Genomic DNA, 14139 nt, shown 5'->3' on the forward strand with positions numbered 1-14139 from the left:
ATAGAAAGAAAGGAGATATAAATGTTAAAAATAAATGACATTAAAGATGGCTTTATTGAAGAGAGCATTGAAATTGATGAACATGTTCCGTTTAATATTAATTGGAATCATACTAATAGCAGTTATTCTAATTATTATTGGAGAACAGGTAATTTTAAGAATTCTTTGTTCGAAATAGGGTTAGATTCGCTGTCTGGAGTTATAAAAAATATGGGACTTCCACTGTCAAATAAGGTTTCTATGAGCGAGAAAATTCTCGAAACTAATTATTCTGTACAAGGTTTTCCGAAATTCGAGCTAAGTCATTGGACTTCAGAATACTATTATGATTTCTTTCAAGAATTTTCAATAGAATTGTTCGAAAATGGATTATCGATATGTTTTTATCAAGATAATGTAGAAGAAATCGTGAAAACTAATAGAGTATTATTTCATATTAGCAAAGAAAGAATACTCTCAAGAATTGATCTGATCGATTTATCAAGTGATGAAATTTTTCGAATAACTAAATCAGTTTCTTATCCATCAAGATAGTAAAATAAATTAGCCACATACGACTATACTCCATATGGCTTTTTTTATCAAAATATTTATGTTCAACCTATTAAGAAAGTAAATAATTCGAACAGGCAGGAATGAACGTTATCAAGCGTTGTATGGATATCTTAAGGGGAAATCAGTCAAGGACATCGCCGATTTCTTTGGTTCAACTGATATAGTTGGGTTAGTTCGTTTAGGAAATAGCGCGATAGGATGAGGCTAGGCTGCTTCTCATTAAACGATATACCTTGATCTTTAAAAATGAAGATTTAGCGAAGCGAGAAGATCGTTCTGGAGAAACGAAGTGTTCGCCTTTGCAGCCGTATTCTTACCTTTAAATGTCTTAGGAAATCAAAGAATCTGGTTGCAACCGCGATCGTAAGAATGATCTACTCGCGCAGCGACCAAAACGTAATTGTTTAGTTCAACTTATATAGATGGAATTTCTCCCGCTAAAATAACGGTTTTTCGCTTTGCAGATGAAATAGATGGAATTTGTCCCGTTAATTTTACGGTTTCTCATGAATTCGGCTGATTCCTTGGAATTAGAGGGAGGAATTCCATCTAAATGCAAAAATAAGCTAAAATTTCTTGAAATAGAGGGAGAAATTCCATGTATAGCAATAACGGGATAAGCTGCCGCCATCGTTACTTAACTAAATCAATAATAATCTCTTCTAATACAAACTCTTCTTGACCTTTACCGGATTTATCCGGAATGGGAATGGATGCACTTCCATCTCTCGTTTCCTCTACGGAGCCATGATTATCGGAAGTATATTCATATAATCTGAGGTGAGGAGTTATCATGAGCTTCGTTGCATTCGGATCTAATTTTTCGAATGTTTTACTCCAGCTCATGTTATAGCCTCCTCGATCACCTGATCCTCCATTGCCTTTACCTGAATAGCCATGTCCGAGATCATCTCTAATGTCTAGATCAATATCGACCCCATGCCATTTCTTTTGTATCTCCTTGGAAACCTCTTGATCGTAATAAACGATATAGGACATCGGTGTAATGGATATTTTTCGTATACTCACCTTTACCCCATTATGTTCCACAGTGCGATCAATCCATTGTATGTTATTTTCTGTCGCCTTTAAGGCAAATGCAAAGCTCCAATTTCCTTCAATGTATTCTTTGTTATCTTGAATGTATATATTGTCTATATTCCACTGTACATGTACAGTGTCTGATTCCTTGCGATTTAAAAAGCTGCTAGCAGTGACTAGCCCAACATAGTTATTTTTGTCTACTTTAGAAATTTGAGAGCCTCCTGATTGGCCATCTGTTCCCTTGATATCTAGACGTCCTCTTAGTCGGGGCTGATCACCTAAATCTTGATTGCTTTCTAAAGAATAGGTAATGGATACGGCTTCCCCATCAAAAATCGCATCTTGTATAGTGAGCTTAATGCCATTACTTTCCGCAGACTGGTTGATCTCGCTGGAATACGTTTTATAATTATCATAAATTGCTGTGCGTCCACCATCCAAAAACTTAAAAATATTACCGATCACTGGAATGCCACTAGCGTAGGAAGGGAACGTAAACCCGAGCGCAGCAGCAGTAAAGCCGACAATAATGACGGAGGCAGCAGCACTCTTTTTCCATTTGTTCATTTTTTTCTTCGGACGAAGGGATTCTTTTAATGCCTTTTTAACTTTAGCCTTGTCCAATTCGGTTACCTTCATTTCCTCAAACTCATGGTCATTTATGTCCATATCATTTAATAATTCATATATATCCTTCATCGTACACTACCTCCGAAATTAAGATGTACAGCTTTGCTATAAAGCTTCTTTTTTCCTCTATAAATGCGATTATCGATCGCGGTGTTGGATAAACCAAGCTTTGCAGCAATATCCTCCGTTCTAAAGCCGAGAAAAAATTTCATAATAAAAATATTACGATCCACTGGTTCTAATTGATTGATTATCTTGATGAGCTCTGATTTGTCTTCCATCAAGATCAGCTCATCCTCTGCTGATTTTTCGGTATTCCAAACGATATCATTCGAAGTGAATTCTACGTTTTTCGCAGCCTTTCTGTAATAATCAATCGCTTTGTACTTCGCAATCGCACATATCCATTTTTTGAAATCAGTCGCTTCGCCATGAAATTTCTTCGAATGGCTCCATATGGAGAGGAAGGTATCATTTATGCACTCATCTATCATGCCCTCGTTCTCAAGCGGGGAGAGAACTTTGTGAATTACGCCTTTAATTAATGGCAAATAGGTGTCGATGATATATTCTAATGCGTCTTCGTTTCGGCGCTGTAATTGCTGTATAACGTTTTTATCATTAAACTTCATGAACAAATCTCCTTATTTTTTCGTAAAAGCATGTACATCTTATATAACGGACAAAAATATATTTTCTCTCGCATTTTCAAAAAAAACGAATAGGTTTCCATTGCTAACGGATCGGTAAGCAAACAAAAATAAGGATAGGGGAGTAGGTAATGATTACTCCCTTATCCTTATTCGACTTAGTGTTTCTTTCTCGGTTCAATCAACAGGGTTAGACTAACCAAGGTGACGAAAATGGTTGCTCCCATGTCAGAGAGGATAGCGATCCATAGCGTCAACCAGCCTGGTATCGTCAGCAAAAGAGCAATGATCTTGAGACCAAGCGATATGCTGATGTTGAACTTGATAATGCGGTTCACGCGCTTGGCGATCGATACGGCTTCAGGCAGCTTGCCGAGATGATCCTGCATGAGTACGATATCTGCGGTTTCGATGGCGCTGTCCGTTCCTTTTCCCATCGCAATACCAAGCTGTGCGGATGCAAGTGCAGGAGCATCGTTAATTCCATCCCCAATCATAGCCACGTGGCCGCTTGCTGTAAGCTTTTTAATTTGCTTTACTTTATCCTCAGGCAATAAATTTCCATAAAATGATGATACCCCTACGGCAGCAGCTACCTTTTCTGCTGTCTTCTGATGATCCCCTGTCAGCATGACGGTTTGTTTTATGCCCAGCTTGTGAAGAGCTTGGATTACCGCACGGCTTTCATCTCGAATTTCATCCGCAATCCCAAACATACCGAGTACTTGTATCTCATCAGCGACGATAACGAGCGTTAATCCTTCTTCTTTTAATGCATTTATTTTTTGCTGCACATGCAGAGGAATGGTTATATGCTCGATGCTTTTCTCGTTCCCAAGTGAGTAGTGCTTGCCATTTATTTGAGCTTTAATGCCTTGACCGGCAATCGTTTGAAATCCATCGGGCTCAGGAACTTCTGTATCCCGGAGAGTGACCTCCTTCATGATTGCTTGGGCTAACGGATGCAAGGATGATTTTTCAATGGCACCAGCTATTTTAAAGAAATGCATATCATCATAGATTTCCATTTGCGCAACATGCGGCTCACCCTTCGTTAAAGTTCCTGTTTTATCAAATGCGAGTGTGTCGATCTTGCCTAATTGTTCAAGAAAAACGCCGCCTTTGATCAGAACGCCATTACGGGCGTTGCGTGTAATGCCTGAGACAATCGCAATGGGGGAAGAGAGAATTAGTGCACAAGGACAACCAACGATTAATACAGATAACCCTTGGTAGAGCCAAGCTTGCCAGTCGCCTTGAAAGAAAAGGGGAGGGACAAGGACAACGAGTACAGCAACAAGCATGATGAGCGGCGTATAGTATTTAGAAAACTTATTAATGTATAGCTCAGTTGGTGTCTTGGTTTCTTGTGCTTCCTGAACGAGATGAAGAATTTTGGCTAAGGATGAATCCTTATACGCTTTTTCGATGCGAACCCATAGCAGTCCCTCATTATTAATGCTGCCGCCGTATACCGGTTCACCGCGCTCCTTTTCTACGGGCAGTGATTCTCCTGTAATCGGGGACTCATTGACGGAGCTGTTGCCATCTGTAATCACACCATCCGACGGGATTTTTTCGCCGGGCTTAATTTTCACTAAATCGTTAACCTGCAAAGAAGAGATTGGCACAATGACTTCTTTGCCATTTATGATTTTGACGGCTTCTTTCGGTGCTACCTTCAGCAATGCTTCCATCGATCTCCGCGCTTTTTCCATTCCAAAGCCTTCAAGCAGCTCATTCAGTCCGAATAGAATCGCAACGAGAGTCGCTTCCTTCCACTCGCCGATGGCTACCGCACCAACTAATGCAATGGTCATTAACGTATCCATATTGAATTTAAACTTGGATAAGTTTTTTAAACCTCGGAAAAAGGTAGTATAGCCGCTAATAATGGTTGCTGTTAAATACAGAAGAATAAGGGATTGTTTATCCAGCACGCCTTCGAGCAGCAAAGCTGCGGCATAAATAATGCCTGACGTAATGAGCAGCTTTAACATTTTGTTGTTTCCATCTGCATGACTATGATCATGATCATGGCCGTGGTGGTCGCTATGAGCGGTCGTTCCAGCTCCTTCCTCATGGGAATGGCTGTGTTCCTGAGTCTGCACCAGGCTGCTCGCGATGTAGGCACCATCTGATTTCAAAATATGGTTAACCTTAGGCATGGATATACGCGGATCGATCGTCAGTTTGCCAGAATTATAGCTAAGCTTGGCATCTGCTCCATGCTCTAGCTGTTTAATTTCATCTTCAATACGCTGGGCACAGCCAGCACAGGAAAGGCCTTTAATTCGGAATTCATTCATTCGATTTCCCTCTTTCAGAACAATACATGAATACATGCTCATATGATATGTCATTCGGCTAAATATGTCAATTCGTTTGCCTATTAAATCCGTATTTTAGTCGAAATTGATGTTTAGTCCATACCTCTATTCGAACGTATCATACGATATATGGATGCTAGGAGGTGATTTATCTTGATGAAAACCAGACCTATAAAGAAATTAAAAGCAGCAGCTAGGTTGAATTGCAGGTCCTCTAAAATCGTTCATAAAAAAGTTTGTAAGAGGAAGGCCTGCTGTGCCTGCTCGCTCAAAAGAAAGAAAAAACATAAAAAGATCATCGCAGATAAGAAAATATTGACCCCCAGCGCTCAACGAGGCGAACAGGGAATTTCAGGGGCACCAGGAGCACAAGGTGTACAAGGACCTCAAGGAGCTCAAGGAGCTTCAGGAGCACCAGGAGTACAAGGACCTCAAGGCGCATCGGGGCCTGACAGCATCTCTGAGCTTATTATTTTGCCCACTGCCCAAAGATACTTTTATAGTATGAATGCAGATACTGTATCCCCCGTAAGGATACCAGCTTCTGAATTCTCGGATGATGAAGGAGCATTCATAACAGCATTTCCGAGCGTTCGTCCAAATAGCTATAGTAATCTTTATATCAATGGGGTTTTACAAGAAGGCAGCTTGTATCACTTGAATGAAAGTGATTTGAGCATTAATACCAATAAACAAACCATTTTTTCTGGTACACCGATCATTCTAGAAAATGTGTCTTTCACGCTTAAGATCATCTCTTAATTTTTTTTCGAAAAATTGATAGAGTAGCCCTTCCCTTTTCCTATGACTAGCATAGATTAATTGAGAGAAGAGAGGTGATTAACATGCCAATTATCAAATCCTTTATGGCGTCTAGATCGTTTAGCGCTACAGCAGGAGACGGAACAGGTGTCGGCGCTACCTATAATATTCTGGCAACAGATACCATTAATGATGCCGGTACTGCTGCAACAGCTTTTCCAACTGCCCCTGCCTTTTATAGTCTTTATATTAATGGACAGGTTCAAACAGGAGACACTTCTACCGTTACAACGACTGCTATCACGATCCCAGACGGAGATACTCTTGATGCTGAGACACCCATCGTTATCGTATTTGTTGTAAACTAATCTTCTTTGTTGCCGAGATGCCGACGATTCTTTTTTACTGGGATTGTCGGCATCGTTTTTCAGAATGTTCTATCATTTCCAGAACGGCTGCTTTGTATGCGAAATTTTTGTAGTGCTAGGGTTAAGTGGGAACTATTGACAAATTGATGTATTACACGCATAATACACTTCAAGGTGTATTATGCGTGTAATACACATACTTGCTCTGAATGAGAGGTATTGCGATGAACACAAGCGAAGAGTGGGCAGTAGTCAATTTCAATAATAGGGACCCCGTCTATATGCAGGTAGTCAGGCATTTCAAAGAACGTATAGCAACGGGCCGCGCGATGGCTGGTCAGGTCATTCCCTCTCGAAGGGAGCTTGGCAATTTAATGAAAATCAACCCCAATACGGTGCAGAAAGCCTATAAGGAAATGGAGGAACAGCAGTTGATTATTACGGAAGGCAACTCGCCCAGTAGAATTACTACGGATACGAAAGTGCTTAATCAAATAAGGACGGAATTGCTTGGCGATGCAATTAATGATTTTCTGGCGCTAGTCCGCAATATTGATGTTCCGATCGAAGAGCTGCTGGCGCTTGTGAAGCGTCAATATGAAGAAGGGGAGCGTAAAGCATGATTGAGGTCAAAAATATTCGCAAGCGGCATCGTCGCGCAGATGTGCTGAGTGGTGTATCCTTTACAGCCGGCAAGGGTGAAATCACTTGTCTTATCGGTGCAAATGGCGCAGGAAAATCAACGATTCTAAAGGCGATCATGGGACTGACCCCAGTGGCGGGAGGTTCCATTCTGATAGATGGAGAACCGCTAACCCCCCAGTTATATGAGAAGATTGCTTTCGTTCCTGATCATTTAACGATGCCAGCGAGCATGAAGCTATCCGAGGCGCTGCGATTTATGGCAGACTTCTATGAAAGCTGGAATGAGAAGCGAGCGACTGAGCTTATGCGTTTTTTTGGACTGGAGTCTTCTGCTAGAATAGGCAGCCTTTCCAAAGGAACAGCTGCAAAATTTAATCTGCTGCTCGGTCTTGGTCAGGATTCAGACTATCTCTTAATGGACGAGCCATTCTCTGGCATTGACCTGTTCAGCAGAGAAGCCATTACGGAAGTGTTTACAAGTGATTTGTTAGAGGGCAGGGGAGTGCTGCTTACAACGCATGAAATTAGTGAAATCGAGCATCTCATCGATAAAGCGGTAATCTTGCATGAAGGTAAAATACAGCAAGCGTTTTATTGTGAAGATATGCGCAGTGAGGAAGGCAAGTCAGTGATTGATGTCATGAGAGAGGTGTATCGAGCATGAATCGTTTTTTGAAGCTGGTTCATATGGAAATTCATCGTTTTCGATGGGTGCTCATTGGTTTACTCAGCATTACAGCCGTTTGTCAGATCAGTGCACTAATTTGGACGCTCAAAAAAGCACTGGCACAAAAGGAAGAACAGCTGCTGGGGGACATTGGACGCTCATCCTATTATGCCGATGTTCCTGACATTATTACGTTCGAGTGGGCCATGTTTAATACGCAGATGTGGTTTATTTTACCGATTTTGCTTTGTATAGGTGTACTTTCAGTATACGTCTTCTTCGTCTGGTACCGTGATTGGATGGGACGAAATACGTTCATTTATCGTTTATTAATGCTGCCAACGGCAAGACATAATCTCTATTTTGCTAAAATAACAGCGTTTCTGCTGTTCGTTTTTACAATTGTCGCTTTTCAGTTAATACTGTTACCCGTTGAAGAGTTTGTACTCAAGCTGGTTGTTCCTGCAGATCTGCGAGCAGAGTCTCATATCCTCGATGTTTTAACGATTAATCAGGCGCTTGTGGAGCTTATCCCACGGCAATTTGAACAGTTTTTTTATAAATACGGGTTAGGAACGGTTGCAGTATTAGCAATTTTTACCGCTATTTTGCTGGAAAGAAGCTATCGTCGATGGGGAATCTTGTATGGCTTACTCTATTTGCTTGGCTGCGTATTGGTGGTTACGTCCCCAATCTTCTATTTCGGATTAAACAGTCAAATTATTTATTTGTATCCCAATGAAATCTACTTACTGGCCATGTTCTTGTTCATTCTTGTAGCCTCTGTATCGGTGTGGCTGGGGATAAGATTGCTTGCCAAAAAGATTACGGTGTAAGGAGGATGTTTATGAGGCGTTATTGGTTTTCCATCATGATCGCTGCGATCGCTGTATGCGGTATTGGTACATACTATTCCATTGGAAGGCAAAATCAATTGCCTGAATATAAACTAGAGACGGTTCAAGGAGATGCTAAGGAAGGCGCTGCTGTTATTTTATCGGGCTCGCATTATGGAAATATGCGTTCTAATGCTTTGGATGTAAGTTTGGAGGGCAGCAAGTACAGCTTCAGAAATGAGAATTTTCGAAAAGGTATACTGGAAGCTAATTCGTATTTTTATAAAAACCCGGAAATCCAGCAGCTTCTAAATGATCATAAGTCCTTTATGCGAAGCAAAGGGAATTCAAATGGATTTTACCGTGATAAAGAAATGGTGATTTACGCGGATATGCATGCAGGAAGTGGACGTTCCAATGCTTCAAACGGGTATTTGCAGCTATCCTTTCTGTATGAAGAGACTGGCAAAGTGATTGATTTTAAACAGATAAACCTTGATCAGCAAGGTAATGTCAGTCTCTATGTGGAAGATGTGCAGCGTGTCGATGATGAGGTGCATATCCTGTTCAGAAAATATAGCAACACGAACATTACGGAATATGTTGTCTATGTATTTAATATAAAAACCGCTGAGCAGCTTCGTCATTCGGATGTAAACCGTGTGAGCGCTGATGGACAAGTCGTCACCCCTGATGTGTCATTAATAAGAACGGATAGCATCACCGATGCGAACGATACGATCTATTTTGTTGAAAGAGCCACCAGTACTTTGGTGGAAATTGGGGGCTTTTATTCCTATTCGTACCGAAGCGGCTTGTTTACACCATTATCAGAGCCTCTCCGCTACCCGTCAGAAGTTGAATTTGTATCGGAAAGCTTGCAAAATGACCTATTTTATTATGCGGAAGCAAGCTCAGACCAAGTTACTTTATCGAGGTATGACACGGTGACGAAAGAACGGAAGCAAGCTTATGCTGCATTATCCGCAGCGCAGCTTGGAGCGGATGAGATCAAAAGAGTGCTGATCAACTCGAACCGTGTGTATCTTTTATTGAATAAGGCTGGAAATTCTGGAGCGGCTGTGCTTGATATTGAGACTGGAGAGCTGCTGTTTACAGGATTTGCAGCCGAGGTAGGCGAGGATAAGCAAACAGAGGAGGAGCTAAGAGAAAACCTCCATTTAATAAACTTAATCATCGATGAGAACAAGAAATAATAACTTAATGAGGTAAATTTATGAGAGCTGCGATTTCCCTTCATCAAAAAATAGTAATCTTAAGAGGCCTTGAGCAGTACGCCTATCAGATTGCTCATTATATTTTGCAGGACGAGGCACTTGCGGCTAAGGCGGCCAAATCGGCTTTAATCGAAATAAGTCAGGAAGAAGCGCTGTTAGAGGAGACGGCAGAGAAGCTTCGTGTTCGAACAAAGAAGCTGACCATTCGCGCTTCCCTCGTCAGTAATGCAGCAATTTAGAATTAATGCTATGATGAGCTGTAGAAGGCTAAAACGGAGTACACCCATAAAAGCAGTGAAGAGTGGCAATTGATACTTAAAGGATTGAACAGGATGAAGAAACAACCAGAATTATGCCGTGTAGAAGATGCGCTGAGCATAATCGTCGGAAAGTGGAAGCCCATTATTTTATTGCATCTCTTACATAATGGAACAAAGAGATTCAGTGAGCTCAAAGCAAGTCTGCCTGGCATCACTCAGAAAATGTTAACCAACCAGCTGCGCGAATTAGAGCAAGAGGATATTGTTATGCGCAAAGTATATCCACAGGTACCTCCCAAAGTGGAGTACTCGATTACGGAATACGGCAAGAGCTTAGAGCCGATTTTGGAAGCGATGCATGATTGGGGTACCGCTCATACTCTGCACAAGCTGAATAAAATGAATCAATAAAGTATAGGAGGCATTCGCTTTCTGGAAAAGAACGAGCGAAGAAAACAACTGTTTTCTTCACTCGTTTTTTTTATAAGAGATCGATATAATTCGTTGCTTATGAAATAAAAGTACCGTTTCTGTAATCCTCGTATGCCTGTGTTATTTCCTCGGCTGTGTTCATGACAAACGGTCCACGCGCTGCTATTGGCTCCTTCAATGGAGTACCAGCAAATAAAACTAGGCGCAGGTTTTCGGTCGCTGCCACATGAATGCTGCTCATTGTTGCTTCATCAGCCGATTCTAGCCATAGAGCTTGGCCTTTTTTTGCCTCAACTTTATTTTCTCCGAATATGCCGCTGCCTTCTAATACGTAGATAAATCCGTTATAGCTGCCCGGCAAATCTTGAACGATTGAAGCGCCGCCGTTTACAAGCATTTCAACAAAGGTGACTGGCGCATAATTTAGTGTGTCAGAAACGACATCCCCGGACGAACCGGAATAGACGCGAATCAAAGCACCTTCCTCCTGACGAACGGGCATATCTTTTGCAGGCAAATTTTGATATCTTGGCGCAGTCATTTTGTGTTCACGCGGCAGGTTCACCCAAAGCTGTAGTAGATGCACCTGTTCCCCGTCAGCAGGCGATTCGTTATGAACGACACCTCTGCCAGCAGTCATGAACTGCAAATCGCCTTTCTGCAGGCTGCCTCCTGCTCCAGATGCGCTATCATAATGATTGATACTGCCATCGATAACAAAAGTTATCGTTTCGATACCGCGATGCGGATGTACATCAAATGCCCCTTTTTTAAATTTATCTTCCATAAGCAATAAGAACGGATCATAGTCTTCCCAGCGCCCTGGCTCCAGAATCGCCCCTACACTATGAATATCACTAATTTTTTGTTCATTCACTGTCCATACTTTCTTTATATCACGACGTATTACATTCGTTGCTTCCATGTTGAATATTCCTCCTTTATGGATCTTACTAGCATTATAATTCAGGCTGGCCTTATTTATAAGTAAGCACTTGAAAGTGGTATAGTATATTAAAATATACCGTCATGCGTCTAGATGGCTTCAATGAGCGTAGAGTGTACTTTTTACAGAGAGGCGTTACTGTGCAGTTTCGTTGAACATAATGGTTAAATGTTTTATAATTTTTAACGTATACAGAATATTGAAATGCTTCACAATAAATGAAATATCCAATTTTTTTAGAAATGGGGAAAAAATAAATGATTAATAAAATTGGTCAAATTATGTTATATGTGAACAATCAAGACGAATGCTTGAAATTTTGGACAGAAAAAGCAGGCTTTAGCTTAGTTTCTGAAGAAAATAACGAGCATATGAGATGGATTGAAATTGCTCCAACTAACGATGCAGCAACGAGTATTGTACTCCACAATAAGGAATTTATTGCTAAAATGCAGCCTGAATTAAATCTTCAAACTCCTTCGTTATTGTTTTTCTCGGAAAATCTTGATCTTCTATATAAAGATTTTTCGGATAAAAATATTACAGTTGGAGAACTTGTAAATATGCCTTCGGGAAGAGTATTTAACTTTGCTGATAATGAAGGAAATTATTTTGCTGTGATGGAAAAAAAGTAGATGCAAGATGACTAAAGGCTGCCGGCATAATCGGCAGCCTTTTTCGATGCACAGGAAGCTATGAACTCTCCGCACCTGTTGATAACGAAAGCTAACGGAAATCAGAGACGCTAAAGTTCCATTTTTGGTTAGCGTCATATTTTAACGGAAGTGGGAGACTCTATTACGCGGAAATGAAGCGAGATCGGGCATGTTGGGTACAAATAGAGGCGCGTGTTTCCGTTAGAATCTTGAAATGAAAAATAAAGGCGATTTAGCGTCTGTGGTTTCCGTTAGAAGTGTGAATTGACGTGTCTGCGATTTCCAATCACCCGTAAGGGTGGTTTTGTGCTTGACGATATTCAAGAAAAGCGGCAACATCATGAAGCTTTTTTTTCCTCCCTGAAAAACAAATCGAAGGATTGTTGGCAGAGTTCTCTTTAAAAAATATAGTAACTTGACAAAGTGCAACTGTAATTATTATAATTACAGAACTATCGGCCTTACAACATGACACATAATAAAAACTTGGAGGAATACAACATGAAAACGATGAACGCAGCCTATAAGCCTTTGTTTCAACCGCTCGTGCTGGGAGGAAGTTTGGAGCTGAAGAACCGGATCGTAATGGCACCGATGACGAACTTCTCTTCTCATGAGGATGGGACGGTTTCGGACGCTGAAATAAGCTATTACACTCGCCGGTCTGGTGGAGCAGGTATGGTCATTACGGCGTGCACGTATGTGACACCGGGTGGAAAAGGTTTTCCAGGTGAGTTTGCCGCAGACAGCGACGAGATGATTCCAAGCTTGCGGCGTTTGGCAGATGCGATCAAGGGGCGAGGCGCGAAGGCGATCCTGCAGATTTTTCATGGCGGCCGTATGGTACCGCCTGCACTGGTGCTGAGTGGAGACGTGGTTAGTGCAAGTGATATACCGTCCGATCAGAACCCGGACGTAACGCCAAGACCGCTGACGGATACGGAAATAGAGTCCATCATTCTTGACTTCGGTCAAGCGACGCGAAGAGCCATTGAAGCGGGCTATGACGGCGTTGAACTTCATGGTGCGAACGGTTATCTGATTCAGCAATTTTTCTCTCCGCATTCCAATCGCCGTACAGACCGCTGGGGCGGGACTATCGAAGAGCGTTTGAGTTTTCCGCTAGCTATTGTAGACGAAGTGAAGCGAGTTGTGGCCGAGCATGCGACACAGCCTTTCATCGTTGGCTACCGCTTCTCGCCTGAGGAGTCTGAAACGCCTGGAATCACGATGGAGGATACTCTGGTTCTCGTAAATGCCTTGGCGGAGAAACAGCTGGATTACCTGCATGTGTCTCTGATGGACTTTTGGTCTCTGCCAAGACGTGGGGCCGATGAGAGCCATTCACGGTTGACTTGGATTCAGCAGCACGTCGGCGGCCGGGTCCCGATTATCGGCGTTGGTTCGATTCATTCGGCAAATGACGCGTTGAAGGCTCTGGAGTCTGGGGTGGAACTGGTTGCTATTGGCCGCGAGCTCATCGTCGAGCCGGACTGGGTGGAGAAGATCGAAGACGGCAGAGAAACGGAGATTCGCACCACTTTGAGTAAAGGTGATCAGGATCGTCTGGTCGTTCCAGATCCCTTATGGCAGGCAATCATAAATGCACCGGGATGGTTTCCGGTCGTATAAGAATTTATGAAAATTATATATAGTAGCGGCTGCCTAGGGCTTATTTTCACGTCCTAGATAGTCGCTATTTTTTTATCCGATCAATCGATATCAGTTGAACTGGCAATTTAGGCGCTGCGCGAGTAGGTATAATCTTGTTGAATTGTGGAGCCATTTCTCAACTAACGAATGGGGATTAGCGCGGTAAAGAGCATTTTTAACCAAATGAGGCTACCGAGATGAGAGGCAGCCACAAAGCTTGCTTACTTAGCAGAGGATGGTGTTTCCATGAACCAAGAAATATGGGTGCATCTCTTGCATATTAGTATCGTTGCGTTTTTATTGGCCCAATCAAATCCTAAAAATGATGCCCCGCTTGTGTTAAGCAGTTTGCGATCCAGATTAAAGGTATCGTTTTGACAACAATGTTTACTTTATTTTGAGGGTGGACATACTCGGCTTTTTCTATTTGATAGCGAACTCGTTATAATAAGAAGAGCGATTACTGT

General features: G+C 41.9%; 15 protein-coding genes. 11 read left to right on the forward strand and 4 right to left on the reverse strand.

The genetic code is table 11. The annotated features are described in order from the left end of the window. Nucleotides 1–21 precede the first annotated feature (21 nt). A complete protein-coding gene (locus MHI37_RS11980; RefSeq protein ID WP_076338784.1) occupies nt 22–534 on the forward strand; it encodes a hypothetical protein in 513 nt (170 codons plus the stop codon). A 654-nt stretch (nt 535–1188) separates the two neighbouring features. Here MHI37_RS11980 and MHI37_RS11985 read toward each other — a convergent pair. The 3 genes from MHI37_RS11985 to MHI37_RS11995 all read right to left on the reverse strand — a co-directional run bounded on the left by MHI37_RS11985 (nt 1189) and on the right by MHI37_RS11995 (nt 5188). After that, nucleotides 1189–2298: a DUF4179 domain-containing protein gene (locus MHI37_RS11985; RefSeq protein WP_076338785.1), complete on the reverse strand. Its 1110-nt coding sequence runs from the start codon at nt 2296–2298 to the stop codon at nt 1189–1191. After that, complete coding sequence (locus MHI37_RS11990; RefSeq protein ID WP_076338786.1) at nt 2295–2861, reverse strand: sigma-70 family RNA polymerase sigma factor; 567 nt, start codon at nt 2859–2861, stop codon at nt 2295–2297. Before MHI37_RS11990 ends, MHI37_RS11985 begins: the two co-directional genes overlap by 4 nt. A 176-nt stretch (nt 2862–3037) precedes the next feature. Further along, nucleotides 3038–5188 carry a heavy metal translocating P-type ATPase gene (locus MHI37_RS11995; protein WP_076338787.1) on the reverse strand — a complete coding sequence of 717 codons (2151 nt, stop codon included), beginning with the start codon at nt 5186–5188 and terminating at the stop codon, nt 3038–3040. A 177-nt stretch (nt 5189–5365) separates the two neighbouring features. On the opposite strand from MHI37_RS11995, the gene MHI37_RS12000 reads away from it, so the two are divergent. The 8 genes from MHI37_RS12000 (at nt 5366) to MHI37_RS12035 (ending at nt 10396) form a co-directional block, all read left to right on the forward strand. Beyond that, nucleotides 5366–5971, forward strand: a complete 606-nt coding sequence (locus tag MHI37_RS12000; RefSeq protein ID WP_076338788.1) for a DUF4183 domain-containing protein — start codon at nt 5366–5368, stop codon at nt 5969–5971. An 83-nt stretch (nt 5972–6054) separates the two neighbouring features. Next, entirely contained in the window at nt 6055–6339 is a 285-nt protein-coding gene (locus MHI37_RS12005) for a DUF4183 domain-containing protein (protein ID WP_076338789.1), read from the forward strand. A gap of 224 nt (nt 6340–6563) precedes the next feature. Further along, a complete protein-coding gene (locus MHI37_RS12010; protein WP_076338790.1) occupies nt 6564–6962 on the forward strand; it encodes a GntR family transcriptional regulator in 399 nt (132 codons plus the stop codon). Continuing rightward, nucleotides 6959–7648: an ABC transporter ATP-binding protein gene (locus MHI37_RS12015; RefSeq protein WP_076338791.1), complete on the forward strand. Its 690-nt coding sequence runs from the start codon at nt 6959–6961 to the stop codon at nt 7646–7648. Before MHI37_RS12010 ends, MHI37_RS12015 begins: the two co-directional genes overlap by 4 nt. Continuing rightward, nucleotides 7645–8487, forward strand: a complete 843-nt coding sequence (locus tag MHI37_RS12020; protein ID WP_076338792.1) for a hypothetical protein — start codon at nt 7645–7647, stop codon at nt 8485–8487. Before MHI37_RS12015 ends, MHI37_RS12020 begins: the two co-directional genes overlap by 4 nt. Before the next feature lie 11 nt (nt 8488–8498). After that, the gene (locus MHI37_RS12025) at nt 8499–9704 is read left to right on the forward strand and encodes a hypothetical protein (RefSeq protein ID WP_076338793.1); all 1206 of its coding nucleotides are present in this window, start codon (nt 8499–8501) and stop codon (nt 9702–9704) included. 20 nt (nt 9705–9724) lie between these two features. Continuing rightward, nucleotides 9725–9964, forward strand: coding sequence for a hypothetical protein (locus tag MHI37_RS12030; protein WP_076338794.1), 240 nt, complete (start codon nt 9725–9727; stop codon nt 9962–9964). Nucleotides 9965–10057: 93 nt separating this feature from the next. Continuing rightward, nucleotides 10058–10396 carry a helix-turn-helix domain-containing protein gene (locus MHI37_RS12035; protein WP_076338795.1) on the forward strand — a complete coding sequence of 113 codons (339 nt, stop codon included), beginning with the start codon at nt 10058–10060 and terminating at the stop codon, nt 10394–10396. Between the two features lie 97 nt (nt 10397–10493). Here MHI37_RS12035 and MHI37_RS12040 read toward each other — a convergent pair whose 3' ends face one another. Next, complete coding sequence (locus tag MHI37_RS12040) at nt 10494–11342, reverse strand: pirin-like C-terminal cupin domain-containing protein (protein WP_076338796.1); 849 nt, start codon at nt 11340–11342, stop codon at nt 10494–10496. Nucleotides 11343–11620: 278 nt separating this feature from the next. Between MHI37_RS12040 and MHI37_RS12045 the strand changes: the two genes are divergently transcribed. Together MHI37_RS12045 and MHI37_RS12050 are read left to right on the forward strand one after the other, a co-directional pair. Then, entirely contained in the window at nt 11621–11998 is a 378-nt protein-coding gene (locus MHI37_RS12045; protein ID WP_076338797.1) for a VOC family protein, read from the forward strand. 531 nt (nt 11999–12529) lie between these two features. After that, the gene (locus MHI37_RS12050) at nt 12530–13651 is read left to right on the forward strand and encodes an NADH-dependent flavin oxidoreductase (protein WP_076338820.1); all 1122 of its coding nucleotides are present in this window, start codon (nt 12530–12532) and stop codon (nt 13649–13651) included. Nucleotides 13652–14139 lie beyond the last annotated feature (488 nt).

Source organism: Paenibacillus sp. FSL H8-0548 (assembly GCF_038630985.1).
Classification (GTDB): Bacteria; Bacillota; Bacilli; order Paenibacillales; family Paenibacillaceae; genus Pristimantibacillus.

What these genes read in the sequence shown, in the direction of transcription:
- MHI37_RS11990 (WP_076338786.1), bottom strand. Translation starts at nt 2,861, where the DNA reads ATGAAGTTTAATGATAAAAACGTTATACAGCAATTACAGCGCCGAAAC.
- MHI37_RS12050 (WP_076338820.1), top strand. Translation starts at nt 12,530, where the DNA reads ATGAACGCAGCCTATAAGCCTTTGTTTCAACCGCTCGTGCTGGGAGGA.
- MHI37_RS12030 (WP_076338794.1), top strand. Translation starts at nt 9,725, where the DNA reads ATGAGAGCTGCGATTTCCCTTCATCAAAAAATAGTAATCTTAAGAGGC.
- MHI37_RS12000 (WP_076338788.1), top strand. Translation starts at nt 5,366, where the DNA reads ATGAAAACCAGACCTATAAAGAAATTAAAAGCAGCAGCTAGGTTGAAT.
- MHI37_RS12010 (WP_076338790.1), top strand. Translation starts at nt 6,564, where the DNA reads ATGAACACAAGCGAAGAGTGGGCAGTAGTCAATTTCAATAATAGGGAC.
- MHI37_RS12020 (WP_076338792.1), top strand. Translation starts at nt 7,645, where the DNA reads ATGAATCGTTTTTTGAAGCTGGTTCATATGGAAATTCATCGTTTTCGA.
- MHI37_RS11985 (WP_076338785.1), bottom strand. Translation starts at nt 2,298, where the DNA reads ATGAAGGATATATATGAATTATTAAATGATATGGACATAAATGACCAT.
- MHI37_RS12005 (WP_076338789.1), top strand. Translation starts at nt 6,055, where the DNA reads ATGCCAATTATCAAATCCTTTATGGCGTCTAGATCGTTTAGCGCTACA.
- MHI37_RS11980 (WP_076338784.1), top strand. Translation starts at nt 22, where the DNA reads ATGTTAAAAATAAATGACATTAAAGATGGCTTTATTGAAGAGAGCATT.
- MHI37_RS12015 (WP_076338791.1), top strand. Translation starts at nt 6,959, where the DNA reads ATGATTGAGGTCAAAAATATTCGCAAGCGGCATCGTCGCGCAGATGTG.
- MHI37_RS12040 (WP_076338796.1), bottom strand. Translation starts at nt 11,342, where the DNA reads ATGGAAGCAACGAATGTAATACGTCGTGATATAAAGAAAGTATGGACA.
- MHI37_RS12035 (WP_076338795.1), top strand. Translation starts at nt 10,058, where the DNA reads ATGAAGAAACAACCAGAATTATGCCGTGTAGAAGATGCGCTGAGCATA.
- MHI37_RS12045 (WP_076338797.1), top strand. Translation starts at nt 11,621, where the DNA reads ATGATTAATAAAATTGGTCAAATTATGTTATATGTGAACAATCAAGAC.
- MHI37_RS11995 (WP_076338787.1), bottom strand. Translation starts at nt 5,188, where the DNA reads ATGAATGAATTCCGAATTAAAGGCCTTTCCTGTGCTGGCTGTGCCCAG.
- MHI37_RS12025 (WP_076338793.1), top strand. Translation starts at nt 8,499, where the DNA reads ATGAGGCGTTATTGGTTTTCCATCATGATCGCTGCGATCGCTGTATGC.